The 25,483-nt window shown below is 67.5% G+C and carries 23 protein-coding genes; 3 read left to right on the top strand and 20 right to left on the bottom strand.

Features of this window, described 5'->3' with window-relative positions; all coding sequences use genetic code 11:
- Position 1: 1 nt before the first annotated feature.
- The 11 genes from rpsC to ABEB03_RS31065 all read right to left on the bottom strand — a co-directional run bounded on the left by rpsC (position 2) and on the right by ABEB03_RS31065 (position 6,759).
- A complete protein-coding gene (gene rpsC / locus ABEB03_RS31115) occupies positions 2-835 on the bottom strand; it encodes a 30S ribosomal protein S3 (RefSeq protein ID WP_028805742.1) in 834 nt (277 codons plus the stop codon).
- Positions 835-1,182: a 50S ribosomal protein L22 gene (gene rplV, locus ABEB03_RS31110; RefSeq protein WP_003974262.1), complete on the bottom strand. Its 348-nt coding sequence runs from the start codon at positions 1,180-1,182 to the stop codon at positions 835-837. Before rplV ends, rpsC begins: the two co-directional genes overlap by 1 nt.
- Before the next feature lie 42 nt (positions 1,183-1,224).
- On the bottom strand, positions 1,225-1,506 hold the full coding sequence (gene rpsS, locus ABEB03_RS31105) for a 30S ribosomal protein S19 (protein WP_005481224.1): 282 nt from the start codon (positions 1,504-1,506) through the stop codon (positions 1,225-1,227).
- A gap of 12 nt (positions 1,507-1,518) precedes the next feature.
- Positions 1,519-2,355, bottom strand: coding sequence for a 50S ribosomal protein L2 (rplB, locus tag ABEB03_RS31100; RefSeq protein ID WP_028805741.1), 837 nt, complete (start codon positions 2,353-2,355; stop codon positions 1,519-1,521).
- A 39-nt stretch (positions 2,356-2,394) separates the two neighbouring features.
- Positions 2,395-2,811 (bottom strand): 50S ribosomal protein L23, encoded by a 417-nt coding sequence (gene rplW / locus ABEB03_RS31095; protein ID WP_095936045.1) that lies wholly within the window; start codon positions 2,809-2,811, stop codon positions 2,395-2,397.
- Entirely contained in the window at positions 2,811-3,464 is a 654-nt protein-coding gene (rplD, locus tag ABEB03_RS31090; RefSeq protein ID WP_345656198.1) for a 50S ribosomal protein L4, read from the bottom strand. The genes rplW and rplD overlap by 1 nt, the downstream gene beginning before the upstream one ends.
- Positions 3,465-3,469: 5 nt before the next feature.
- The gene (rplC, locus tag ABEB03_RS31085) at positions 3,470-4,114 is read right to left on the bottom strand and encodes a 50S ribosomal protein L3 (RefSeq protein ID WP_095936043.1); all 645 of its coding nucleotides are present in this window, start codon (positions 4,112-4,114) and stop codon (positions 3,470-3,472) included.
- Between the two features lie 17 nt (positions 4,115-4,131).
- On the bottom strand, positions 4,132-4,440 hold the full coding sequence (gene rpsJ / locus ABEB03_RS31080) for a 30S ribosomal protein S10 (RefSeq protein ID WP_003948644.1): 309 nt from the start codon (positions 4,438-4,440) through the stop codon (positions 4,132-4,134).
- Between the two features lie 446 nt (positions 4,441-4,886).
- On the bottom strand, positions 4,887-5,132 hold the full coding sequence (locus tag ABEB03_RS31075; protein ID WP_345656197.1) for an SUKH-3 domain-containing protein: 246 nt from the start codon (positions 5,130-5,132) through the stop codon (positions 4,887-4,889).
- The gene (locus ABEB03_RS31070) at positions 5,123-5,776 is read right to left on the bottom strand and encodes a hypothetical protein (protein ID WP_345656196.1); all 654 of its coding nucleotides are present in this window, start codon (positions 5,774-5,776) and stop codon (positions 5,123-5,125) included. The genes ABEB03_RS31075 and ABEB03_RS31070 overlap by 10 nt, the downstream gene beginning before the upstream one ends.
- A gap of 362 nt (positions 5,777-6,138) precedes the next feature.
- The gene (locus ABEB03_RS31065) at positions 6,139-6,759 is read right to left on the bottom strand and encodes a hypothetical protein (RefSeq protein WP_345656195.1); all 621 of its coding nucleotides are present in this window, start codon (positions 6,757-6,759) and stop codon (positions 6,139-6,141) included.
- Between the two features lie 251 nt (positions 6,760-7,010).
- Between ABEB03_RS31065 and ABEB03_RS31060 the strand changes: the two genes are divergently transcribed.
- Both ABEB03_RS31060 and ABEB03_RS31055 read left to right on the top strand, forming a co-directional pair.
- Entirely contained in the window at positions 7,011-8,054 is a 1,044-nt protein-coding gene (locus ABEB03_RS31060; protein WP_345656194.1) for a hypothetical protein, read from the top strand.
- Between the two features lie 124 nt (positions 8,055-8,178).
- Complete coding sequence (locus ABEB03_RS31055; RefSeq protein ID WP_345656193.1) at positions 8,179-9,417, top strand: cytochrome P450; 1,239 nt, start codon at positions 8,179-8,181, stop codon at positions 9,415-9,417.
- A 115-nt stretch (positions 9,418-9,532) separates the two neighbouring features.
- On the opposite strand, the gene tuf is transcribed toward ABEB03_RS31055, so the two are convergent.
- The 4 genes from tuf to rpsL all read right to left on the bottom strand — a co-directional run bounded on the left by tuf (position 9,533) and on the right by rpsL (position 13,881).
- The gene (gene tuf / locus ABEB03_RS31050) at positions 9,533-10,726 is read right to left on the bottom strand and encodes an elongation factor Tu (protein ID WP_093905285.1); all 1,194 of its coding nucleotides are present in this window, start codon (positions 10,724-10,726) and stop codon (positions 9,533-9,535) included.
- Positions 10,727-10,870: 144 nt separating this feature from the next.
- Positions 10,871-12,997 carry an elongation factor G gene (fusA, locus tag ABEB03_RS31045; protein ID WP_028805103.1) on the bottom strand — a complete coding sequence of 709 codons (2,127 nt, stop codon included), beginning with the start codon at positions 12,995-12,997 and terminating at the stop codon, positions 10,871-10,873.
- Between the two features lie 39 nt (positions 12,998-13,036).
- Positions 13,037-13,507: a 30S ribosomal protein S7 gene (gene rpsG, locus ABEB03_RS31040; protein ID WP_003998848.1), complete on the bottom strand. Its 471-nt coding sequence runs from the start codon at positions 13,505-13,507 to the stop codon at positions 13,037-13,039.
- Positions 13,508-13,509: 2 nt separating this feature from the next.
- Complete coding sequence (gene rpsL, locus ABEB03_RS31035; RefSeq protein WP_003948652.1) at positions 13,510-13,881, bottom strand: 30S ribosomal protein S12; 372 nt, start codon at positions 13,879-13,881, stop codon at positions 13,510-13,512.
- 454 nt (positions 13,882-14,335) lie between these two features.
- Between rpsL and ABEB03_RS31030 the strand changes: the two genes are divergently transcribed.
- Complete coding sequence (locus tag ABEB03_RS31030) at positions 14,336-14,707, top strand: hypothetical protein (RefSeq protein ID WP_345656192.1); 372 nt, start codon at positions 14,336-14,338, stop codon at positions 14,705-14,707.
- 303 nt (positions 14,708-15,010) lie between these two features.
- Here the strand turns inward: ABEB03_RS31030 and ABEB03_RS31025 are convergent, their stop codons facing one another.
- The 5 genes from ABEB03_RS31025 to ABEB03_RS31005 form a co-directional block, all read right to left on the bottom strand.
- Entirely contained in the window at positions 15,011-18,910 is a 3,900-nt protein-coding gene (locus tag ABEB03_RS31025; RefSeq protein WP_345656191.1) for a DNA-directed RNA polymerase subunit beta', read from the bottom strand.
- A gap of 94 nt (positions 18,911-19,004) precedes the next feature.
- Positions 19,005-22,490, bottom strand: a complete 3,486-nt coding sequence (gene rpoB / locus ABEB03_RS31020; protein WP_345656190.1) for a DNA-directed RNA polymerase subunit beta — start codon at positions 22,488-22,490, stop codon at positions 19,005-19,007.
- A gap of 662 nt (positions 22,491-23,152) precedes the next feature.
- Positions 23,153-23,536: a 50S ribosomal protein L7/L12 gene (gene rplL / locus ABEB03_RS31015; RefSeq protein ID WP_095936033.1), complete on the bottom strand. Its 384-nt coding sequence runs from the start codon at positions 23,534-23,536 to the stop codon at positions 23,153-23,155.
- Between the two features lie 113 nt (positions 23,537-23,649).
- Positions 23,650-24,180, bottom strand: a complete 531-nt coding sequence (gene rplJ, locus ABEB03_RS31010) for a 50S ribosomal protein L10 (RefSeq protein ID WP_028805112.1) — start codon at positions 24,178-24,180, stop codon at positions 23,650-23,652.
- A gap of 394 nt (positions 24,181-24,574) precedes the next feature.
- Complete coding sequence (locus ABEB03_RS31005) at positions 24,575-25,438, bottom strand: LolA-like protein (protein ID WP_345656189.1); 864 nt, start codon at positions 25,436-25,438, stop codon at positions 24,575-24,577.
- Between the last annotated feature and the right edge of the window lie 45 nt (positions 25,439-25,483).

The following is a 25,483-nucleotide window of genomic DNA, read 5'->3' as shown; positions in this document are numbered from 1 at the left end:
GTCAGGCCTCCGTTCCGGTGCTCTCAGCCGGAGCAGCGGCGGTCGCCTCGGCCTTGGGGGCCTCGGCGGCGGGAGCCTGCTGCTGCGGCTTGCGGCCGCGACCGCCACGCTCGCCACCACGGCCACCACGGCCGGCCGGGCGGTCGTTGCCACCACGGGCCGGGCGGTTGCCGGCGCGGGCAGCGGCGTTCTCGGCGCGGACCTCGGCGATGTTCTTGACGTCGCCCTTGTAGATCCAGACCTTCACGCCGATGCGGCCGAAGGTCGTCTTGGCCTCGAAGAAGCCGTAGTCGACGTTCGCGCGGAGCGTGTGCAGGGGCACGCGGCCCTCGCGGTAGAACTCCGAGCGGGACATCTCGGCGCCACCGAGGCGGCCACCGCACTGGATCTTGATGCCCTTGGCGCCCGCCTTCATCGCCGACTGCATGCTCTTACGCATGGCGCGGCGGAAGGAGACGCGGGAGGAGAGCTGCTCGGCAACGGCCTGGGCAACCAGCTGCGCATCGGTCTCGGGGTTCTTGACCTCGAGGATGTTCAGCTGGACCTGCTTGCCCGTGAGCTTCTCGAGGTCGCCGCGGATGCGGTCGGCCTCGGCGCCACGGCGGCCGATGACGATGCCCGGACGAGCGGTGTGGATGTCCACACGCACGCGGTCACGGGTGCGCTCGATCTCAACCTTCGAGATACCGGCGCGCTCCATGCCGGACGTCATCATCCGACGGATGGCGACGTCTTCCTTGACGTAGTCCTTGTACAGCTTGTCGGCGTACCAACGCGACTTGAAGTCGGTCGTGACACCGAGCCGGAACCCATGCGGGTTAACCTTCTGGCCCATTACCGGGTTCCTTCCTTGCTGCTGACGACCACGGTGATGTGGCTGGTCCGCTTGCGGATCCGGTAGGCGCGGCCCTGGGCGCGCGGACGGAACCGCTTCAGGGTCGGGCCCTCGTCGACGTACGCCTCGGAGATGAAGAGGCTGTCGGCGTCGGTGTGGTCGTAGTTGTGCGCGGCGTTGGCGATGGCGCTGTCAAGCACCTTGCCGACCGGCACGCTCGCGGCCTGCGGGGCGAAACGCAGGACCGCCTGAGCCTCCGTGGCATCCATGCCACGGATAAGGTCCACCACGCGGCGGGCCTTCATGGGCGTGACGCGGATGTACCGCGCCTGGGCCCTGGCTTCCATGGTTGTCCTTCCAGTGTCTGTCATGGTCATTCCACCCCGCTGTTAGCGGCGCTTCGACTTCCGGTCGTCCTTGACGTGACCCCGGAAGGTGCGCGTCGGCGAGAACTCGCCGAGCTTGTGGCCGACCATCGACTCGGTGACAAACACCGGAATGTGGGTCTTGCCGTTGTGCACCGCGATCGTGTGGCCGAGCATGGCCGGGATGATCATCGAGCGACGGGACCAGGTCTTGATGACGTTCTTGGTGCCGGCTTCGTTCTGTACGTCCACCTTCTTGATCAGGTGGTCGTCGACGAAGGGCCCCTTCTTGAGACTGCGCGGCATCTAAACCCGCTCCTAGCGCTTCTTGTTCGTCTTGCGGCGGCGGACGATGTACTTGTTCGAAGCCTTCTTCGGCGAACGAGTACGACCCTCCTTCTGACCCCACGGGGAGACCGGGTGGCGACCACCGGAGGTCTTGCCCTCACCACCACCGTGCGGGTGGTCAACCGGGTTCATCGCCACACCGCGGACGGTCGGGCGAACGCCCAGCCAGCGCTTGCGGCCGGCCTTACCCCAGTTGATGTTGCTCTGCTCGGCGTTGCCGACCTCGCCGACGGTGGCGCGGCAGCGCACGTCGACCAGGCGGATCTCACCGGAGGGCATGCGGAGGTGAGCCATCTGGCCCTCCTTCGCGAGCAGCTGCACGGAGGCACCGGCCGAGCGGGCGAACTTGGCACCGCCACCGGGACGGAGCTCGATCGCGTGGATCGTGGTACCGACCGGGATGTTGCGGAGAGCCAGGTTGTTGCCCGGCTTGATGTCGGCCCCGGGACCGTTCTCGACGCGGTCACCCTGCGACAGGTTGCGGGGGGCGAGGATGTAGCGCTTCTCGCCGTCCGCGTAGTGAAGCAGCGCGATGCGCGCGGTGCGGTTGGGGTCGTACTCGATGTGCGCGACCTTCGCCGGCACGCCGTCCTTGTCGTGACGACGGAAGTCGATCACGCGGTAGGCGCGCTTGTGTCCGCCACCCTGGTGGCGAACGGTCACACGACCGGCGTTGTTACGGCCGCCCTTGCTGTGCAGCGGGCGGACCAGCGACTTCTCCGGCGTGGACCGCGTGACCTCGACGAAGTCGGCGACGCTGGAGCCACGACGGCCCGGCGTAGTCGGCTTGTACTTGCGGATTCCCATTTCTCAGTCCTCGTCCGATATTCGGACCAGGGCGCTCCGTTAGGAGGCCTGGCCGAAGATGTCGATACGGTCGCCCTCAGCGAGGGTCACGATCGCGCGCTTGCTGTCCGCACGCTTGCCGAAGCCGGTGCGGGTGCGCTTGCGCTTGCCCTGACGGTTGATCGTGTTGACCCCGGTGACCTTGACCGAGAAGACCGCCTGGACGGCCTCCTTGATCTGGGTCTTGTTGGCCCGCGGGTCGACGATGAAGGTGTACTTGCCCTCGTCGAGCAGCGCGTAGCTCTTCTCCGAGACGACCGGCTTGAGGAGCACGTCACGGGGGTCCGTGAAGGACTTGCTCAGCGGGGTCTCGACGGTGTTCTTGCCCTCGGTGGCGTGGCGCTTCGCCTTGGCGACGCGCGCAGCCTTCGCGGCCTTGGCGGCCTTCGAGGCGATGCTCGGGTGACGCGTAGCCATCAGGCTTCGCTCCCTTCGGTGTCAGCGGCCTGGGGGCCAGACACGAAGGACTCGAAAGCGGCCTGGGTGAAGACCACGTCGTCCGAGACGAGAACGTCGTACGTGTTCAGCTGGCCCGGCTCCAGGATGTGGACCTGGGGCAGGTTGCGCGCGGAAAGCAGCGCGGCCTCGTCGGAGCGCTCGATGACCAGGAGCACGTTCTTGCGCTCCGAGATCTTGCCGAGCAGGCCCTTCGCGGCCTTGGTGGAGATCTCGCCGTCGACCACGCCGGTGACGACGTGGATGCGGTTGTTGCGGGCCCGGTCGGTGAGGGCGTGGCGCAGGGCCGCGGCCTTCATCTTCTTCGGGGTCCGCTGCGAGTAGTCACGCGGCACGGGACCGTGCACGACACCACCGCCGGCGAACTGCGGCGCACGAGTCGAACCCTGACGGGCGCGGCCGGTGCCCTTCTGGCGGTAAGGCTTCTTGCCACCACCGCGGACCTCGCCACGACGCTTGACCTTGTGCGTGCCCTGACGGGCAGCGGCCAGCTGCGCAACGACGACCTGGTGAAGCAGCGGGATGCTGATCTTCTCTACGTCGAAGATCTCGGCCGGGAGCTCAACGGTCCCGGCGGTGTCGCCGGAGGGCGACAGAATGTCAATGGTGCTCATAGTCCTCAGGCCCCCTTGGCCGCGGTGCGGACCAGGACGAGGCCGCCGTTCGGACCAGGAACCGCGCCCTTGATAAGGAGCAGGCCCTTCTCCGCGTCAACGGCGTGAACGGTCAGGTTCTGGGTGGTGACCCGCTCGTTGCCCATGCGACCCGCCATGCGGAGGCCCTTGAACACACGGCCCGGGGTGGCACAGCCACCGATGGAACCGGGAGAGCGGTGCTTGCGCTGGGTGCCGTGACCGGCGCCGAGGCCCTTGAAGTTGTGACGCTTCATGACACCGGCGAAGCCCTTGCCCTTGCTCTTGCCGGTCACGTCCACCTTGACGCCGGCCTCGAAGACCTCAGCGGAGATCTCCTGACCCAGCGTGTACTCGGAGGCGTCCGCGGTGCGGATCTCGACGAGGTGGCGGCGGGGGGTGACGTCGGCCTTGGCGAAGTGGCCCTTGAGGGGCTTGTTCACCTTGCGCGGGTCGATCTCGCCGAAGGCGATCTGGACCGACTCGTAGCCGTCGGTGTCGTTCGTACGGACCTGGGTGACGACGTTGGGGCCGGCCTTGACGACGGTGACCGGAACAACGCGGTTGTTCTCGTCCCACACCTGCGTCATGCCGAGCTTCTCGCCCAGGATGCCCTTGATCTGCTTAGCCATTCTCAGATCACCGATCCCTAGAGCTTGATCTCGATGTCGACACCGGCCGGGAGGTCGAGTCGCATCAGAGAGTCAACGGTCTTGGGCGTCGGGTCGAGGATGTCGATCAGGCGCTTGTGCGTGCGCATCTCGAAGTGCTCGCGCGAGTCCTTGTACTTGTGCGGCGACTTGATGACGCAGTACACGTTCTTCTCAGTGGGCAGCGGCACCGGGCCCGCGACCGACGCACCAGTGCGGGTCACCGTCTCGACGATCTTCTTCGCCGAGGAGTCGATGACCTCGTGGTCGTAGGCCTTGAGCCGGATGCGGATCTTCTGTCCCGCCATGGCTACTCAGTAGTCCTTTGTCTCGTAAAACGCTCCGGAACCCGGGGGTTCGCGTCCTGACCTCCGACCCACGCGGTCGGGCGTGTCGCGCTCCCACTGACAGAGATATCCACAAGGGATTTCCCTGCTCGGGACGCGGCTCAGCCCTGAAGGCAACCGCTGGACCGGGGGCTGAACACCCACCGGGCGCCTGGTCGGCACCCCGCTGACACTTCCCGGAAGATTCCCGTACGTCCGCCCCAGCGCTGCCTTCCGACAGTTGGAGCGACGAGTACTGTGGGACTCGCTTCCAGTCCTCCCGGCGGGAGGCGCGCAGCATCGGCACTCGACCGAGCAACCCCGCTAGTCTGCCATACACGACAGCGGGCTGGCCAATCGAGCCGGAGAGAATACCCCGAGCGTGACGTAGGTCAAACCCGGGGCCCGAGCTCCCGCCCCGCCCGTGATCAGCGGCCGGCTTCCGGACGAATCGGCGTGGTGAGCTTTTCCAGGGCCTCGTCGGGTGTCGCGGCCCACAGCGAGACCGTATCCATGCCCATGTAGACCGCGCCGTCGTCCGCCATCGCCAGGTACCGGTTCCGCCGGTCGGCCATGCCGAGGGGAGAGAGATCGGCTCCGGCCTGCCGTCCGTCCTCCCGTCGCGGCCGAGCCGGCGCCCGGGCCCTCCGGGCGGGCCTGCGCCTCAGACCCACGGAGCGAGCAGGCGCTCCAGCCGTTCGTCGTACGCCCGGTAGCCCGCCTTGCCCCACTCGGGTGCGCCGGACCCGAGGCGGAGGGTGGCGGGCAGGCGGGCCACCCGCCACATACGGAACACCGTCTCGGCGGAGCTGCGGCCCGTGGCGTCCGCCAGGTCGCAGGCGGTGCGGAGGAGGTCGGCGATGCGCTCCGCTCCCTCCCCGGGCTCCACCCGTGCCGTGATGGCGGCCGCTGTCAGTGCCTCCAGGAAGCAGGTCGACTGAAGGTCCGCGCCCATACGGCACATGCGCCGCACGACCTCCGGTTCCTCAAGCCGTCCGAGGGGCTGCGGGACCCCGGTCACGGCCCCGGACCACAGCAGGAGGGACGCCGAGGTCACCGGGTGTTCCCGCAGGTAGCCGAGCTCGTCCGCGATCGCCATCGCCGGTGCGCCGAACCGCCCCACCGCCCGGATGCCGTCCAGCAGGCGTGCCATCTCGCCGCTCCTGGCCGCCAGGAAGCCTCCCACCGAGACGTCGGCGAGTCTCCACGTGCCCGTCGCGTTCACCGCGGCGATCTCCACGATGCCGCCGAGCGAGGCGAAGACGGTGCGCGCGAGCAGTGACTCCGGGACGGGGGTGGCCTGCCCTGACACGGTCACGCCTCCCAGGGGGTGCGCGCGGTCCCGCGCGTCCACCGGGCGCCTGGCTCGGCGCCCGGCTCCACCGTCCCCGGACGCGTCCGGGGACGCAGCGGGTCCGGGGCGCCGGCTGGGCGAAAGCGTGCGTCCGGCCGGGCCGGCGCACCCGCCTGAACCGGCGGCGTCGGCATCGGCCGTGCCGCACAGAACACGTCACGCGGCGCCCTCATACCGCCTCGCCGTGCCCTCCGGTGCCGCACTTCGCCCGTCAACTCGCCCCCTCCTCAAGCTGTTTCAAGCCTCGCGGCCACCCCATCGGTCGGTCATGCCCTTCCCCTCGCCTCCGCGGACGCGCGGCCCACTCCGGTTCGCCGTCGGCGTGATCACGGATACGGGTCGATCAGATCCTCCAGCACGTGGGCGTAGGCGCGGAGACCGGCCTTGACGCTCTTCTCCGCGGGTGAATCGGGACGCAGTACGTCCGGCAGGAAGCTGACGCGCCACATCCGGAAGGTGTCGGACGCGACTCGCTCGAGGTCGGCGTCCAGCAGGGATCCCGCCGTCCGCACGGTGTCGACCACCAGCGGCGCGACGGCCTCAGGGCCGGAGTCCCTCACCGAGGCCGCTCCGACAAGGGCGTTCAGGAGGGTGGTCAACTGAAGATCCCCGCCCATGTGAACCATGCGTCGCAGCACGACAGGGTCGTCGGTGTCGGGGGGATACCCCTCGATGCATCCGGAGTACATCGACAAGTACGCGGCCGTCACCTCACGCCTTTCCTTCCACCCTCCCTGCGTCTCGAAGATCGCCATCGTCTCGGGACGGAATTCACCGATGACCCTGATCAGCTCCAGCAGACGGTCGATCTCACGCCGGCGACCCGCCACGAAGTCGGCGAGCGAGACATCCCGCAGAGGGCGTGTCCCCGATTGCCTTACCGCACCGATCTCCAGAATCGCCCACAGTGGAGCGAATACGTCGTAGCCCAGTCCGGTCTCGGACATCGGAGCGCGCCTTCCCGTCATACCGAAGAACCTCGCCTCCATCAGAAAAGTCCCCTGCCGCCCGGGCCCTCGGTGCCAGTAGTCGCGTACAGCTCAGGGGGCAGGATCCCCTGGAGCCGCACCTCTGTGCCGACATCATGATCGCGTGCCCCGTCGAGCGCCACGGCCTTTCGACGCTCCCCCTCGACGGCACCCGGCCGGGCGCAACCACCTGTACAGGCAACGGAGTTCGCGGCACGTAGCCTCCTCCCATGTCTCGCACCACTCCGCCCCGTCCGCTCGACGTCACCGCGCTCTTCCCGGAGGTCGCGCCGCTGGCCCGGAGTGCCGTCCGGCTGCATCCGCGTGCGGGTGCCCCGACGGTCGCGGACAGTTCGATCGGCGGGCCCCTGCTGTGGCCCGCCGAGGAGCCGTGGCCGACCTGCTCGGACCACGTCGGGGGCCGGCTGCGCGGGATCGCCCCCGACGACGTACGGCTGCGGCGTCGCACGCTCGCCGAGGCGTGGAGTCGGCCGCGTGCCGAGGGTGCCGAGCTGCTCACCCCGCAGGAGCGTGCCCTCGTCGACCGGGGCTCGGCCGAGGTGCGGATACCTCAGGCCGGACCGGTCCCCCTGATCCCGGTGGCGCAGCTGTACGCCTCCGACGTCCCGTCGCTGCCCCGCCCGCCCGGCACGGACCTGCTGCAGGTGCTGTGGTGCCCCTTCGACCACGAGGACTACGTCCCCGCCGCTCGGCTGCGCTGGCGGGCCTCCGCCGATGTCACCGACCCGCTCACAGCCGCCCCGCTGCCGGAGCTGATCGGCAACGGCGACTATCTGCCCGAGCCCTGCCTCCTGCACCCCGAGACGGTCACCGAGTACCCGGCGCCGCACGAGCTGCCCGAGGACCTGGCGGAGCGGATCGCGCTCTGGGAGGAGAGTCAGTACCCGGACGAGGACGACAAGGACGGGGAGGACGGGGAGGACGGGGACTCCGGCACCGTCGACTACCAGTACGACCTCAGCGTCGCCCCCGGCTGCAAGCTCGGCGGCCACGCCCCCTGGAGCTTCAGCGACCCCTTCCCGATGGCCTGCCCCGAATGCGGTGCGGACGTGCGGCCCCTGCTGACCCTCGACGGCGCCGAATGGGACGGCGGCAGCGGCAGCTGGCGGCCGGTCGAGGACGCCGGCTACACGGGCCTGCACTCCCTCGGCCCGGCCTGCTCCACCCAGCTCACCATCGGCCGGAGCTACAACCTGCAGATCTATGTGTGCACGGCCTCGTACGACCATCCGCACGTGCAGAACATGCAGTGACCGATGCGGGCGCCGGTGCCACCGGCGCCCGCGTCCACGCAGCCGCACCGGGCCGTCTCTCCCCGGCCCCCACCTGGAGCACTCCCCCGCGACAGCGCGCCGCAGGGCCCTCGATCGTGGACCCATGGCAGAAGACACCACCACCCTGGCCGGACCGCCCGACGAGAGGCCGCTTCCTCCCGTGCGGGACTGGCCGGACGTCGGGACGAACGCGACCGACTTCGACCCGGTGCTCGCGGAGCTGATGCGGGAGGGGCCGCTGACCCGGATCCGGCTGCCGCACGGGGAGGAGGACTGGGCGTGGCTGGCGACGCGCTACGAGGACGTCAAGATGATCACGAACGACGCGCGGTTCAGCCGCGCCGAGGCGTCCGTACGGCAGTTCACGCGGCTGGCGCCGCACTTCGCGCCCCGGCCCGGCGCGCTGGCCTGGGCCGACCAGCCGGACCACAACCGGCTCCGGCGCGCCGCCTCGACCGCGTACACGGTGAGCGCGGTACGGCGGCTGCGTCCCCGCGCCCAGGAGATGCTCGACGAGCTGGTCGACGCGATGGTGCAGGACGGGCCGCCCGCCGACCTGGTCGAGCGGGTTCTCGAACCCTTCCCGATCTCCGTGGTGTGCGAGGTCATGGGCGTCCCCGCCGACGAACGCCGGAAGGTGCACGACTGGACGCGGGAGATCATCTCCACCGCGGGCGGCGCCGAGGCCTCGGAGCGCGCCAAGAAGGGCCTGTTCGGCTGGATCGCGCAGGCCGTCCGCGACCGCGGCGACAGCGGCGGCCAGGACGTGCTGTCGCTGCTCGGCGCGGCGGTGAAGAGCGGTGAGCTGCGGCACGAGGAAGCGGTCAGCGTCGCCGGCCCGCTGCAGATCGGCGGTGAGGCGCTCACCAACAACAGCGGCCAGATGTTCTTCCTGCTGCTGACCCGTCCCGATCTGCTGGAGCGGGTGCGCGAGGACCCCGCGTCGCGCCCGGCCGTCGTCGAGGAACTGCTGCGCTACATCCCGCACCGCACCGCGGTGGGCCTCCCCCGCATCGCCCTGGAGGACGTCGAGATCGGGGGCGTCCGCGTCGGCAAGGGTGACCCGGTCTACGTGTCCTACCTGGCCGCCAACCGCGATCCGTCGGTCTTCCCGGATCCGGACCTCATCGACGTCGACCGGGACGCCGGCGCGCACATGGCGTTCGGCAACGGCCCGCACTACTGCACGGGTGCCGTCTTCTCCCGCATGCAGATCGAGCTGCTGCTCGACACCTTGCTGGAGCGTCTGCCCGGACTGCGGCTCGCCGTGCCCCCGGGCGAGGTCCCGTTCCGGCAGCGCACGATGATCCGCGGTCCGCAAGCGCTGCCGATCGCCTGGTAGGCGAAGCCGGGAAGCCCGGTGGGCAGAGCGGGGGAAAACAGCGGAAGGGCCCGTACGACCGAAGTCGTACGGGCCCTTCCAGGAGCTCTGTCAGGAGCTACCAGGTCGGATCAACTTACTTGTTGATCTTGGTGACCTGGCCGGCGCCGACGGTCCGGCCACCCTCACGGATGGCGAACTTGAGGCCCTCCTCCATGGCGACGGGCTGGATGAGCTCGACCTTCATCTCAGTGTTGTCGCCCGGCATGACCATCTCCGTGCCCTCGGGGAGGGTCACAACACCGGTCACGTCAGTCGTACGGAAGTAGAACTGCGGACGGTAGTTGTTGAAGAACGGCGTGTGGCGGCCACCCTCGTCCTTGGACAGGATGTAGGCCTGGGCCTCGAACTCGGTGTGCGGGGTGACCGAGCCCGGCTTGATGATGACCTGGCCGCGCTCGACGTCCTCGCGCTTGATGCCGCGGAGCAGCAGACCGACGTTCTCACCGGCCTGGCCCTCGTCGAGCAGCTTGCGGAACATCTCGATGCCGGTGACCGTGGTGGTGGTCTTCTCCTGCTTGATGCCCACGATGTCGACGGTCTCGTTGACCTTGAGGACACCACGCTCGATACGGCCGGTGACGACCGTACCGCGACCGGTGATCGTGAAGACGTCCTCGATCGGCATCAGGAACGGCTTGTCGACGTCACGCTCGGGCTGCGGGATGTTCTCGTCGACGGCCTTCATCAGGTCGAGGACGGACTGGCCCCACTCCTTGTCGCCCTCAAGGGCCTTGAGCGCCGAGACCTTGACGACCGGCAGGTCGTCGCCCGGGAACTCGTACTCGGAGAGAAGCTCACGGACCTCGAGCTCGACGAGCTCCAGGATCTCCTCGTCGTCCACCATGTCGGCCTTGTTCAGGGCGACGACGATGTACGGAACGCCGACCTGGCGGGCCAGGAGCACGTGCTCCTTGGTCTGCGGCATCGGGCCGTCGGTGGCGGCGACCACGAGGATGGCGCCGTCCATCTGCGCCGCACCCGTGATCATGTTCTTGATGTAGTCCGCGTGACCGGGGCAGTCGACGTGGGCGTAGTGACGCGTCTCGGTCTGGTACTCGACGTGCGCGATGGAGATGGTGATACCGCGCTGGCGCTCCTCAGGAGCCTTGTCGATCTGGTCGAAGGCCGAGGCCTCGTTCAGGTCCGGGTACGCGTCGTGCAGCACCTTGGTAATGGCGGCCGTGAGGGTCGTCTTACCGTGGTCAATGTGACCGATGGTGCCGATGTTGACGTGCGGCTTAGTCCGCTCGAACTTCGCCTTCGCCACTGGGGTCCTCCTGTGGAGTGGTTCTGTACGCCTTACTCATCGGCGCCAGGGTGATCTTTGCTGGGGTGCCGCCCGCCGGGGTTCTTCCCTGGGGTCGGAACCCCGGCGTTCGGTGTCAAGCCTAAAGCGTGTAAACGGGGTGCGTTACTCGCCCTTGGCCTTCGCGATGATCTCCTCGGCGACGTTCCGCGGAACCTCGGCGTAGGAGTCGAACTGCATCGAGTAGCTTGCGCGACCCGACGTCTTGCTGCGGAGGTCTCCGACGTAGCCGAACATCTCCGAGAGGGGCACGAGGCCCTTCACGACGCGGGCACCGGCCCGCTCCTCCATGGCCTGGATCTGGCCACGGCGGGAGTTGATGTCGCCGATGACCTCACCCATGTAGTCCTCGGGCGTGGTGACCTCGACGGCCATCATCGGCTCAAGGAGCACGGGGGACGCCTTGCGCGCGGCCTCCTTGAAGGCCTGCGAGCCGGCAATCTTGAACGCGAGCTCGGAGGAGTCGACCTCGTGGTAGGCACCGTCGAGAAGCGTGACGCGGACGCCCGTCATCTCGTAACCGGCGAGGATGCCGAACTGCATGGCCTCCTGCGCACCGGCGTCGACCGAAGGGATGTACTCCTTCGGGATGCGACCACCGGTCACCTTGTTCACGAACTCGTACGAGGCGTCGCCGCCCTCGATGGGCTCGATCGCGATCTGCACCTTGGCGAACTGACCGGTACCACCGGTCTGCTTCTTGTGGGTGTAGTCCACGCGCTCGACGGCCTTGCGGATCGTCTCGCGGTACGCGACCTGCGGCTTGCCGACGTTGGCCTCGACCTTGAACTCACGGCGCATGCGGTCGACCAGCACCTCGAGGTGCAGCTCGCCCATACCGCCGATGATGGTCTGGCCGGTCTCCTCGTCCGAGTGAACCTGGAAGGAGGGGTCCTCCTCCGCGAGACGCTGGATGGCGACACCCAGCTTCTCCTGGTCACCCTTGGACTTGGGCTCGATGGCGACCTGGATGACCGGCGCCGGGAAGTCCATGGACTCCAGGATCACCGGGCTCTTGTCGTCGGACAGCGTCTCACCGGTGGTGGTCTGCTTCAGGCCCATGACGGCGACGATGTCGCCGGCGCCCACCGACTCGATCTCCTCACGCTTGTTCGCGTGCATGCGGTAGATCTTGCCGATGCGCTCCTTCTTGCCCTTGACGGAGTTCAGCACGGCAGTGCCGGACTCCAGGCGGCCCGAGTAGACCCGGACGAAGGTGAGCTTGCCCAGGTGCGGGTCGCTCATGATCTTGAACGCGAGGGCGGAGAGCGGCTCGTCGTCGGACGGCTTGCGCTTGACGACCAGCTCCGGGTCCTTCACGTCGTGGCCCTCGATGGCCTCGACGTCAAGCGGAGTCGGCAGGTAGCGCACGACCGCGTCGAGCAGGGGCTGAACGCCCTTGTTCTTGAACGCGGTGCCACAGAACACCGGGGTGACCGTGGTGTCGTTGGACTTGCCGGACGCGATGGTGATGCGACGGATCGCGGCGTACAGCTGCTCCTCGGTGGGCTCCTGGCCCTCGAGGAAGAGCTCCATGATCTCTTCGTCGTTCTCCGCGACGGCCTCGACCAGCTTGCCGCGCCACTCCTCGGCGGCCTCGGTGTGCGTGGCCGGGATGTCGACGACGTCGTACATCTCGCCCTTCGCCGCCTCGGCGGACCACACGAGCGCCTTCATGCGGACCAGGTCCACGACGCCCTTGAAGTCGGCCTCGGCGCCGATCGGAAGCTGCATGACGAGCGGCTGGGCGCCCAGGCGGTCCGAGATCATGTCCACGCAGCGGTGGAACTCGGCGCCGGTACGGTCCAGCTTGTTCACGAAGCAGATGCGCGGCACGCCGTAACGGTCGGCCTGACGCCACACCGTCTCGGACTGCGGCTCGACACCGGCGACACCGTCGAACACCGTGACGGCACCGTCGAGGACGCGCAGCGAGCGCTCCACCTCGACCGTGAAGTCGACGTGGCCCGGGGTGTCGATGATGTTGATCGTGTAGTCGTTGTCCTCAAGCGGCCAGTGACAGGTGGTGGCAGCAGAGGTGATCGTGATGCCACGCTCCTGCTCCTGCTCCATCCAGTCCATGGTGGCAGCGCCGTCGTGGACTTCACCGATCTTGTAGCTGACGCCGGTGTAGAAGAGGATCCGCTCGGTGGTGGTCGTCTTGCCCGCGTCGATGTGGGCCATGATCCCGATGTTTCGGACCCTGGCCAGGTCAAGTGAAGTGGTAGCCATAAGGCTTCAGTCTTCTCTCGGTCTCGATGTGGGTAGCGACTACCAGCGGTAGTGCGCGAAGGCCTTGTTGGACTCGGCCATCTTGTGGGTGTCCTCGCGCTTCTTCACGGCCGCACCGAGGCCGTTCGAGGCGTCGAGAAGCTCGTTGAGCAGACGCTCGGTCATGGTCTTCTCGCGACGGGCGCGGGAGTAGCCGACCAGCCAGCGCAGCGCCAGGGTGTTGGCGCGGCCGGGCTTGACCTCGACCGGCACCTGGTAGGTGGCGCCACCGACACGGCGGGACTTGACCTCGAGGGTCGGCTTGATGTTCTCAAGAGCGCGCTTCAGCGTGATGACCGGGTCGTTGCCGGTCTTCTCGCGCAGGCCCTCCATGGCGCCGTAGACGATGCGCTCGGCGGTGGAGCGCTTGCCGTTCAGCAGCACCTTGTTGATCAGGGAGGTGACAAGAGGAGAACCGTAGACCGGGTCGATGATGACCGGGCGCTTCGGGGCGGGGCCCTTACGAGGCATTCTTACTTCTCCTTCTTGGCGCCGTAGCGGCTGCGGGCCTGCTTGCGGTTCTTGACACCCTGGGTGTCGAGCGAACCACGGATGATCTTGTAGCGAACACCCGGCAGGTCCTTCACACGGCCGCCGCGCACGAGCACGATGGAGTGCTCCTGCAGGTTGTGTCCCTCACCCGGAATGTAAGCGGTGACCTCGATCCCGCTGGTCAGACGCACACGCGCGACCTTACGCAGGGCCGAGTTCGGCTTCTTCGGGGTGGTCGTGAACACACGCGTGCAGACGCCACGACGCTGAGGGGAACCCTCGAGTGCGGGCGTCTTGTTCTTCTCGACCTTGTCCTGCCGGCCCTTACGGACCAGCTGCTGGATCGTAGGCACTACTTCTCCGGTTTCTGTGTGCCGAATGGTGAAGCTAACCTGGAACGTCGCCGACCCACGCGGTCGGGTGTGTCGAAGCTGCTGACTTCCGCCGCGAGGCGAAAAGGGCGCAGATTACGGTGGCCGCGCACGGCACCCCTTGCGGTTGAAGGCACGCACGGGGGCCAGGGCACACCCCAGGCACAAGGTCTGAGCGTACCTACCTCATTCGCTGCGGTCAAAACAAATGGAGTCCGGAGGCCCCAGGCTGCGGTCGATGTCAAGCCGCTGTACGCTACGTGATCTTCGAATTGGCGATCGGCGCATGTCCGTGCGACCGGTGTGCGGGGCGCGGTCGGCCCGGCGGAGGGTCCCCGCGTGCGGGCCCGACAGCGCGCCAACAGACCTCGCCGGGCCGGGGCATGACACTCATCGCCGTACGGCGATCATCCTGTTGCTTGCCGTCGGTACGGCCATGGTGCTCCTGGGTCTTCCGACCTTGTTCTCGTACCTGCCGGTTCTTTTCCCGGCGGGCCGGCCGCGCGTCTTCGTACCGGCCCTGATGGTGGCCGTGGGGTCCACGCCGGCCGTCTGTGCCGTCCATCTTGCGCCTCACCCACTCCGCGAAGGGCATCGAGTTCCGCGACCACGACAGCGCGAACGGGCCTACCGGTACGAGTACGGGGGCTTCCGTCTCCTCGCGAAGTCACCGGCCCGCTTCTACCTGGTCTCCTACACCTCGCGCTGGAAGGACCGCCGCGTGGTGGTACCGCCCGACGACCGCGCCGCCTGGCTGGAGATCCGCGGCGCCGAGAAGACCGCCGTGCTACGTCTGTGGGGCCGGTGACTCGTCTTCGGCAGGCGTCGTCGGCGGATCGGTGCGGGAGGCGTCGCCCCTCCCCCACAGGCCGCCGTTGCCGCCGGCGCCACCAACGCCGCCGCCACGGCCAGGCATCGGGCAATCGCTGACGTCATGGCGTCGGCACCTCCGCGTCCACTGGGCCGGGTCCGGCACAAGCTCGCACACCGACCTCCGGGTGGACACGGACTGTGGTCGCCGACACGGAGCGATCACTCGAACGACAGACCCGAACAACGCCGAAGGGCGGTCACCCCACAGGGTGACCGCCCTTCGGTTCAAACTGCCCGCTTACTGGTTGTACGGACCGTAGTCGTAGTCCTCCAGCGGAACGGCCTGGCCGGAGCCCGTGCCGAACGGCGAGTAGTCGATGTCGTCGTAGCCGACGGCCGAGTACATCGCGGCCTTGGCCTCCTCGGTCGGCTCGACCCGGATGTTGCGGTAGCGGGACAGACCCGTACCGGCCGGGATGAGCTTACCGATGATGACGTTCTCCTTGAGGCCGATGAGGCTGTCGGACTTGGCGTTGATCGCCGCGTCCGTCAGAACTCGGGTCGTCTCCTGGAAGGAGGCGGCCGACAGCCAGGACTCCGTCGCCAGCGAGGCCTTGGTGATACCCATGAGCTGCGGACGACCCGAAGCCGGGTGACCACCCTCCTGGACCACACGACGGTTCTCGGTCTCGAACTTCGAGCGCTCGACCAGCTCGCCGGGCAGCAGCTCCGCGTCGCCCGACTCGATGATCGTCACACGGCGCAGCATCTGCCGGATGATGATCTCGATGTGCTTGTCGTGGATCGACACACCCTGCGAGTTGTAGACCTTCTGGACCTCGCCGACCAGGTGGACCTGGACGGCACGCTGACCCAGGATGCGCAGCACGTCGTGCGGGTTGGTGGCACCCACGGTGAGCTTCTGGCCCACCTCGACGTGCTCGCCCTCGCTGACCAGGAGTCGGGCACGCTTCGAGATCGGGAACGCCGTCTCGTCGCTGCCGTCGTCCGGGGTGACGACGATCTTCTTGGTCTTCTCGGTCTCCTCGATCCGCACGCGGCCGGAGGCCTCGGAGATCGGGGCGACACCCTTCGGGGTACGGGCCTCGAAGAGCTCGACGACACGGGGCAGACCCTGGGTGATGTCGTCACCGGCCACACCACCGGTGTGGAAGGTACGCATCGTCAGCTGGGTACCGGGCTCACCGATGGACTGGGCGGCGATGATGCCGACCGCCTCACCGATGTCGACCAGCTTGCCGGTGGCCAGCGAACGGCCGTAGCACATGGCGCAGGTGCCGACGGCGGACTCGCAGGTCAGGACCGAGCGGGTCTTGACCTCCTCGATGCCGTGCTTGACCAGCTCGTCGATGAGGACGTCGCCCAGGTCGGTGTTGGCCGGGGCCAGCACCACGCCGTCGACGACGATGTCCTCGGCCAGCGCACGTGCGTACACGCTGGTCTCGACGTTGTCCGCCTTGCGCAGGACGCCGTCCGCGCCGCGCTCCGCGATGTGCAGCTTGAGGCCACGGTCGGTGCCGCAGTCCTCCTCGCGGATGATGACGTCCTGGGAGACGTCGACCAGACGACGGGTGAGGTAACCCGAGTCGGCGGTACGCAGAGCGGTGTCCGCCAGACCCTTACGGGCACCGTGCGTGGAGATGAAGTACTCCAGCACGGACAGGCCCTCACGGAAGGACGCCTTGATCGGACGCGGGATCGTCTCGTTCTTCGCGTTCGACACCAGACCACGCATACCGGCGATCTGACGCATCTGCATCATGTTTCCTCGGGCACCCGAGTCAACCATCATGAAGATGGGGTTCGTCTTCGGGAAGTTCGCGTTCATCGCCTCGGCAACCTCGTTGGTCGCCTTGGTCCAGATCGCGATGAGCTCCTGCGTGCGCTCGTCCTTGGTGATCAGACCGCGCTCGTACTGCTTCTGGACCTTCTCGTCCTGCGCCTCGTAGCCCTTGACGATCTCCTTCTTCGCCTCGGGAACGACGATGTCGGAGATGGCCACGGTGACGCCGGAGCGGGTCGCCCAGTAGAAGCCCGCCGCCTTCAGGTTGTCGAGCGTCGCCGCCACGATGACCTTGGGGTAGCGCTCGGCGAGGTCGTTGACGATCTCGGAGAGCTGCTTCTTGCCGACCTCGTAGTCGACGAACGGGTAGTCCTCGGGCAGCAGCTCGTTGAAGAGCGCGCGGCCCAGGGTCGTCCGCAGACGGAAGGTGTCGCCGGGCTGCCACTCGGGCTCGCCCTCCTCCTGCACCGGCGGGGTCCAGCCGCGCGGCGGGATGGTGCCCACCGGGAAGCGGATGTCCACGCGCGACTGCAGCGAGAGCTCGCCGGCGTCGAACGCCATGATCGCCTCGGCCGCGGAGCCGAAGGACCGGTCCTCGCCCTTGACGTTACGCAGCGCGCCGTCGGTGGTCAGGAAGAACAGACCGAGGACCATGTCCTGGGTCGGCATCGTGACCGGGCGGCCGTCGGCCGGCTTGAGGATGTTGTTCGAGGACAGCATCAGGATGCGGGCCTCGGCCTGCGCCTCCGCGGACAGCGGAAGGTGCACGGCCATCTGGTCGCCGTCGAAGTCCGCGTTGAACGCGGTGCAGACGAGCGGGTGGATCTGGATGGCCTTGCCCTCGACCAGCTGGGGCTCGAAGGCCTGGATGCCGAGGCGGTGCAGCGTGGGCGCACGGTTCAGCAGAACCGGGTGCTCGGCGATGACCTCTTCGAGGACGTCGTACACGACCGTGCGGCCGCGCTCGACCATCCGCTTGGCGCTCTTGATGTTCTGCGCGTGGTTCAGGTCGACCAGGCGCTTCATCACGAACGGCTTGAAGAGCTCCAGCGCCATGGCCTTCGGCAGACCACACTGGTGCAGCTTCAGCTGCGGACCGACGACGATCACGGAACGCGCGGAGTAGTCCACACGCTTGCCGAGCAGGTTCTGACGGAATCGACCCTGCTTGCCCTTCAGCATGTCGCTGAGGGACTTCAGCGGACGGTTGCCGGGGCCCGTCACCGGGCGACCACGACGGCCGTTGTCGAAGAGGGCGTCGACCGCCTCCTGGAGCATGCGCTTCTCGTTGTTCACGATGATCTCGGGCGCGCCGAGGTCGAGAAGCCGCTTCAGGCGGTTGTTGCGGTTGATGACACGGCGGTACAGGTCGTTCAGGTCGGAGGTCGCGAAGCGGCCACCGTCCAGCTGCACCATCGGACGCAGGTCCGGCGGGATGACCGGCACGCAGTCGAGCACCATGCCCTTGGGGCTGTTGCTGGTCTGCAGGAACGCGGAGACGACCTTGAGGCGCTTGAGCGCACGGGTCTTCTTCTGGCCCTTGCCGGTACGGATGATCTCGCGGAGGCGCTCGGCCTCCTCCTCCAGGTCGAAGGACTCCAGGCGCTTCTGCAGCGCCGCGGCGCCCATCGAACCGTCGAAGTACGTGCCGAAGCGGTCACGCAGCTCGCGGTAGAGGAGCTCGTCGCCCTCCAGGTCCTGGACCTTGAGGTTCTTGAAGCGGGTCCACACCTCGTCGAGACGGTCGATCTCGCGCTGCGCGCGGTCGCGCAGCTGCTTCATCTCACGCTCGGCGCCCTCGCGCACCTTGCGGCGCACGTCGGCCTTGGCACCCTCGGCCTCGAGCTCGGCCAGGTCGGTCTCGAGCTTCTTGGCGCGGGCCTCGAGGTCGGCGTCGCGGCGGTTCTCGATCTGCTGACGCTCGACGGAGACGTGGGCCTCCAGCGAGGGCAGGTCGCGGGTGCGGCGCTCCTCGTCGACGTACGTGATCATGTACGCCGCGAAGTAGATGACCTTCTCCAGGTCCTTCGGGGCGAGGTCGAGCAGGTAGCCGAGGCGCGACGGAACGCCCTTGAAGTACCAGATGTGGGTGACGGGAGCGGCCAGCTCGATGTGGCCCATCCGCTCACGGCGCACCTTGGCGCGCGTGACCTCGACGCCACAGCGCTCGCAGATGATGCCCTTGAAGCGGACACGCTTGTACTTACCGCAGTAGCACTCCCAGTCCCGGGTCGGACCGAAGATCTTCTCGCAGAAGAGTCCGTCCTTTTCGGGCTTGAGGGTGCGGTAGTTGATGGTCTCGGGCTTCTTGACCTCGCCGTGGCTCCACTGACGGATGTCGTCAGCGGTGGCCAGGCCGATCCGGAGCTCGTCGAAGAAGTTGACGTCGAGCACTATGCGTCAATCCCTCTCAGGGTCGTAAGTCTTGGGGTCTGATACGGGGGTCCTGGGGCCGGCCGGGTTCTTGTCGAACCCGGCCGGACTCCCGTCAGACCTCTTCGACGCTGCTCGGCTCGCGCCGGGACAGGTCGATGCCGAGCTCCTCCGCCGCGCGGAAGACGTCCTCGTCGGTGTCACGCATTTCGATGGACATACCGTCGCTGGACAGCACCTCCACGTTCAGGCAGAGAGACTGCATCTCCTTGATGAGCACCTTGAAGGACTCGGGGATGCCGGGCTCGGGGATGTTCTCGCCCTTGACGATGGCCTCGTAGACCTTCACGCGGCCGGTGACGTCGTCGGACTTGATGGTCAGCAGCTCCTGGAGGGCGTACGCGGCGCCGTAAGCCTCGAGCGCCCACACCTCCATCTCACCGAAGCGCTGGCCACCGAACTGGGCCTTACCACCCAGCGGCTGCTGGGTGATCATCGAGTACGGACCGGTCGAACGGGCGTGCAGCTTGTCGTCGACCAGGTGGTGCAGCTTGAGGATGTACATGTACCCGACGGAGATCGGGTCCGGGAACGGCTCGCCGGAGCGGCCGTCGAACAGCCTCGCCTTACCGGTCGGGAGCACCATGCGCTCGCCGTCGCGGTTCGGGATGGTGTGCTGCAGCAGGCCCGCGAGCTCGTCCTCACGCGCACCGTCGAAGACCGGGGTGGCGACGTTGGTGCGCGGGGCGACCTGGTCGGCACCGATGACCTGCAGGCGCTGCGCCCACTCGTCGGCCAGGCCGGAGACGTCCCAGCCGCGGCTGGCGAGCCAGCCGAGGTGGATCTCCAGGACCTGTCCCGGGTTCATTCGGGACGGCACACCGAGGGGGTTGAGGATGATGTCGACCGGGGTGCCGTCCTCGAGGAACGGCATGTCCTCGATCGGCAGGATCTTGGAGATGACACCCTTGTTGCCGTGACGGCCGGCGAGCTTGTCACCGTCCGTGATCTTGCGCTTCTGCGCCACGTAGACACGAACCAGCTGGTTCACGCCCGGCGGCAGCTCGTCGCCCTCCTCACGGTCGAAGACGCGGACGCCGATGACCTTGCCGGTCTCGCCGTGCGGCACCTTCAGGGAGGTGTCGCGGACCTCGCGGGCCTTCTCACCGAAGATCGCGCGCAGCAGGCGCTCCTCGGGGGTCAGCTCGGTCTCGCCCTTGGGGGTCACCTTGCCGACGAGGATGTCGCCGGCGATGACCTCGGCACCGATGCGGATGATGCCGCGCTCGTCGAGGTCGGCGAGGACCTCCTCGGAGACGTTCGGGATGTCCCGGGTGATCTCCTCGGGGCCGAGCTTGGTGTCACGGGCGTCGACCTCGTGCTCCTCGATGTGGATCGAGGAGAGGACGTCGTCCTGCACGAGGCGCTGCGACAGGATGATCGCGTCCTCGTAGTTGTGACCCTCCCACGGCATGAACGCCACGAGCAGGTTCTTGCCGAGCGCCATCTCGCCGTTCTCGGTCGCCGGACCGTCGGCCAGGACCTGGCCGGCGATGACCCGGGCGCCCTCGTCCACGACAACCTTCTGGTTGACGGAGGTGCCCTGGTTGGAGCGGGAGAACTTCGCGAGGCGGTACGTGGTGTACGTGCCGTCGTCGTTGGCGGTGGTGATGTAGTCCGCGGAGACCTCCTGGACCACACCGTCCTTCTCCGACTTGAGCACGTCGCCGGCGTCGACGGCGCAGCGGTACTCCATGCCGGTGCCGACGAGCGGCGCCTCGGACTTAATCAGCGGCACGGCCTGACGCATCATGTTCGCGCCCATGAGGGCACGGTTGGCGTCGTCGTGCTCGAGGAACGGGATCATGGCCGTCGCGACCGACACCATCTGGCGCGGCGAGACGTCCATGTAGTCGACGTCGTCACCGGGGACGTAGTCGACCTCGCCGCCACGACGGCGGACCAGGACGCGGGACTCCTCGAAGCGGAGCTCGTCCGTCAGCGGCGCGTTGGCCTGCGCGATGACGAAGCGGTCCTCCTCGTCGGCGGTCAGGTAGTCGACCTCGTCGGTGACGACACCCTCGACGACCTTGCGGTACGGCGTCTCGACGAAACCGAACGCGTTGACGCGGCCGTAGGAGGCGAGCGAGCCGATCAGACCGATGTTCGGGCCTTCGGGCGTCTCGATCGGGCACATGCGGCCGTAGTGCGAGGGGTGCACGTCACGGACCTCGAAGCCGGCCCGCTCACGGGACAGACCACCCGGGCCGAGCGCGGACAGACGACGCTTGTGCGTCAGCCCGGACAGCGGGTTGTTCTGGTCCATGAACTGCGACAGCTGGCTGGTGCCGAAGAACTCCTTGATGGAGGCGACGACCGGCCGGATGTTGATCAGGGTCTGCGGCGTGATCGCCTCGACGTCCTGGGTCGTCATGCGCTCGCGGACGACGCGCTCCATACGAGCCAGACCCGTGCGGACCTGGTTCTGGATGAGCTCGCCGACGTTGCGCAGACGACGGTTGCCGAAGTGGTCGATGTCGTCGGTCTCGACGACGATCGACGTGCCGTTGTCACCGACGGTCTCGGTCTCACCGGCGTGCAGCTTCACCAGGTACTTGATCGTCGAGATGATGTCCTCGACGGTCAGGATGCCGGCGTCGAGCGGGGCGTCGCCGCCCAGCTTCTTGTTGACCTTGTAGCGGCCGACCTTCGCGAGGTCGTAGCGCTTCGGGTTGAAGTAGAGGTTCTCGAGCAGCGTCTGCGCGGCCTCACGCGTGGGGGGCTCGCCCGGACGCAGCTTGCGGTAGATGTCGAGCAGCGCGTCGTCCTGGCCCTGGGTGTGGTCCTTCTCCAGGGTGGCGCGCATGGACTCGTACTCGCCGAACTCCTCGAGGATCTGCTCGGTCGTCCAACCGAGAGCCTTGAGCAGGACGGTCACGGACTGCTTGCGCTTGCGGTCGATGCGCACACCGACCATGTCGCGCTTGTCGATCTCCATCTCCAGCCAGGCACCCCGGGACGGGATGACCTTGGCCGAGAAGATGTCCTTGTCGGACGTCTTGTCGATGGAGGAGTCGAAGTAGACGCCCGGCGAGCGGACGAGCTGCGACACCACGACACGCTCGGTGCCGTTGATGACGAAGGTGCCCTTGTTGGTCATGAGCGGGAAGTCGCCCATGAAGACCGTCTGGGACTTGATCTCGCCGGTCTCGTTGTTGGTGAACTCGGCGGTGACGAAGAGCGGGGCCGCGTACGTGAAGTCGCGCTCCTTGCACTCGTCGATGGAGTTCTTCGGGGGCTCGAAGCGGTGGTCGCGGAACGTCAGCGACATCGACCCGGAGAAGTCCTCGATCGGGGAGATCTCCTCGAAGATCTCCTCCAGACCGGACTTCGTGGGGACGTCCTGTCCGTTGTCCAGAGCCGCCTCGACACGAGCCTTCCACGCGTCGTTGCCGAGCAGCCAGTCGAAGCTCTCGGTTTGCAACGCAAGAAGGTTCGGAACCTCAAGGGGCTCCTTGATCTTTGCAAAGGAGATGCGCAGCGGGGCGGTGCTGGCGCCGTTGTTCGTATTCGCGGTCGAGGCAGTGCGCGAGGCGGCCAAGAGGGGGTCCTTCCGAGGGCTCGGACTCACTACGCGCGTACCGGTCCCATGCTGGACACAGAGAGAGGCCGTTCCCGAATCAGCCGAATAAGGCCAGGTCAGGGACGATTCAATCGTCGGTGCTCATACACGGGCATGCCCCTGGTGACGGGCAGGAGGCAGCTAACAGGCAGCGCAAAGGGTCAGTGTAGCCACTCGGCCCACTGATGTCCAGTCCCGGTTTTTTGAGACCCTCGTTGTTCTCAACACCTGCGGCAAGCCACGCCCTCAATGCACATCGATACTGCCCTCTTCGTCGTCGATCCATGCCTCGGATTCGGATCGTTGTGACGACGCGTCCTGAGAATTGCGCGCTGCGTGCGGTTCGTCAAGGCCCCCCATGCCCCAAGCAAGTGCCGCGATCGTCACGTGCGGCACCTCTTGCAACCCGTCTCGCGCCCCGTCACAGGGCGGGCGGAGGCACAACGAAGATCACCATACTCGTCGCCACCGACAGCGCAAGGCAGCCGCCGCGGCGACCCCCTGGAACGCCGAAGAGCGACCACCCAGTTGGGTGATCGCTCTTCAGTGCGTCAGCGTTACAGCGCCGCCGGAACGCCTCGTGGCGCCGCCGGAGGGAGCTGCTTCAGCTCGCGGGTACGGTCCGCGGGGACCGTGAGGTCTTACTTGACCTCGACGGCCGCACCGGCGCCCTTGAGGGCCTCGGCAGCCTTGTCCGCGGCCTCCTTGTTGACCTTCTCCAGGACCGGCTTCGGGGTGCCGTCGACGAGGTCCTTGGCCTCCTTCAGACCCAGGGAGGTCAGCTCGCGCACGACCTTGATGACCTGGATCTTCTTGTCGCCGGCGCCCGTGAGGATGACGTCGAACTCGTCCTTCTCCTCAGCGGCCTCGGCCGGGGCACCGGGGGCGCCCGGGGCGGCAACGGCGACGGCCGCGGCGGCGGTGACGTCGAACTTCTCCTCGAAGGCCTTCACGAACTCGGAGAGCTCGATGAGGGTCATCTCCTCGAACTGAGCGAGCAGGTCTTCCTGGCTGAGCTTCGCCATGATGGGCGATCCTTCCACTAATTCGGCTGGTGCCGGATGTACATGTCGGCGGGCGTACTTTCGGCCCGCTTCGACCGTCGCCTCAGGCGGCGTCGGTCAACGTGCGAGCCGAATTACTCGGCACCGCCCTGCTCGTCCTGCTTGGCACGAAGAGCGTCCACGGTGCGGACGAGCTTCGAGGGAAGCGCCTGGAAGAGCTGCGCAGTCTGCGTCTGCTTGCCCTTGAAGGCACCCGCCAGCTTGGCGAGCAGAACCTCGCGGGACTCGAGGTCCGCAAGCTTCTTGATCTCGTCGGCGGACAGCGCCTTGCCGTCAAGGACACCGCCCTTGATGACGAGGTTCGGGTTGTCCTTGGCGAAGTCACGAAGACCCTTCGCCGACACCACCGGGTCACCGGTGATGAAAGCGACCGCCGTCGGACCGTTGAACAGGTCGTCGAGCGTGGAGATCCCGGCCTCGTTGGCCGCAATCTTGGTCAGCGTGTTCTTCACCACGGCGTACTGGGCGTCGTCACCGAGCGAACGACGCAGCGTCTTGAGCTGCGCCACGGTGAGACCCCGGTACTCGGTCAGCACAGCGGCGTTCGAGCTGCGGAACTGGTCCGCGAGCTCGGCTACCGCGGCAGCCTTGTCGGGCCTTGCCATAGAGCGTGGCCTCCTTCCGGGTGATGAGGACCGCTCGGAAGGGGCTGGGCAAAACGAAACGCCCCGGCGCAGGCGCTCGGGGCGTAGCTCGACCGGTACGTTCGCATGCTGGGCAAGCGGACTCCGGGAGCACATCCACAGTCACCTGCGCGGGTCGTCCGCAGTTCAGCGGATCCTTCGGCCGCCATGTCCTCTTACGAGCACACGGCAACGACCAGCGGTCTTTGGCTTCTGGAGAACAGTACGTGAAGGGGGCGCCGCCGAGCAAATCCGTCAAGGGGCGCTCCCCCGGGGCCCACGGGCCGGCACTCACCGGCCCTGGAGCGGGACGGGCCGGGGCCTGGGTGGACGGGCCGGGGCCGGGACCGGACGGGTCCGGCCGGCCCGCGGCGGGTCAGCCCTGTGCGCCCTTCAGCATCTCGGCGAGGTCGACGGTGTCACCGGCGGCCGGGGCCTTGATCGACACCGGCTTGTTGAAGTCGAGGAAGGTGATGGTCACGTCGAACGGGCCCTTGTCCGCGTCGGCGCGCGTGCGGAACTGCTTGGTGTGGTCGTCGCCGTCGATCCACATGTCCATCGCGAGCTTGTCGATGCCCAGGTCCTCGTACTGCTTGAGGCTCTTCTCGCGGCGCTCGCGGGTCGCCTTCTTCTCGTCCTTGAAGCTCGCGCGCAGGGCGTCGAGGGTGATCGTGCCCTTGTAGTGGGTGGTCTCGACGCCGTCGACCTTCTCGGCGCCGACCTTCTTCACGTCCTTGGAGCCGGACAGGAAGGTGGACTCCTGGGCGGGGTTCTGGTCGGCCTGGTCGGAGAGCTTGCTCGCGTCGAACCCCGGGGAGCCGTCCCCGCGCTCGGCCATCCCGGACATGTCGAACTTCATCCAGTGCTTGCCGTCGAGTTCCTTGGCGGCGTCCTCGCCCCCGCCCAGGTACATGGCCTTGTCGACGATCCGCAGTTCCGTCGTGCCGCCGTCCTGGCCGGAGGCCGTGATCTTCATGCTCATGGCCAGCGGCTTCATGTTCATCGCCGCGGTGGCCTTGACCCGGCCCGACTCCGGGACCGTGCCGCTCATCCGGTAGCGCAGGGACGTGATGTCCTCGCTGTTCTTGGCCGCTCTGGCGACGGCCGCGGCGGGCGCCATCTTCGGCTCGTCCTCGGCCTTCGACTTGGAGCAGCCGACGGCGCCGCCGCCCAGGACCAGCGCGGCCAGCGCCGCTCCGGTCGCGCCGCGTCGCACGGTTGCGCGAACAGAAATCCCCATGCTTCCCCCCAGGAAACACTTGAGTGATACACAGACTGGCCGTGA

It is taken from the genome of Streptomyces siamensis, from assembly GCF_039543605.1.
Taxonomy (GTDB): domain Bacteria; phylum Actinomycetota; class Actinomycetes; order Streptomycetales; family Streptomycetaceae; genus Streptomyces; species Streptomyces siamensis.
Note: the sequence above shows the minus strand (reverse complement) of the source record. Positions and strands in the feature narration are given on the sequence as shown.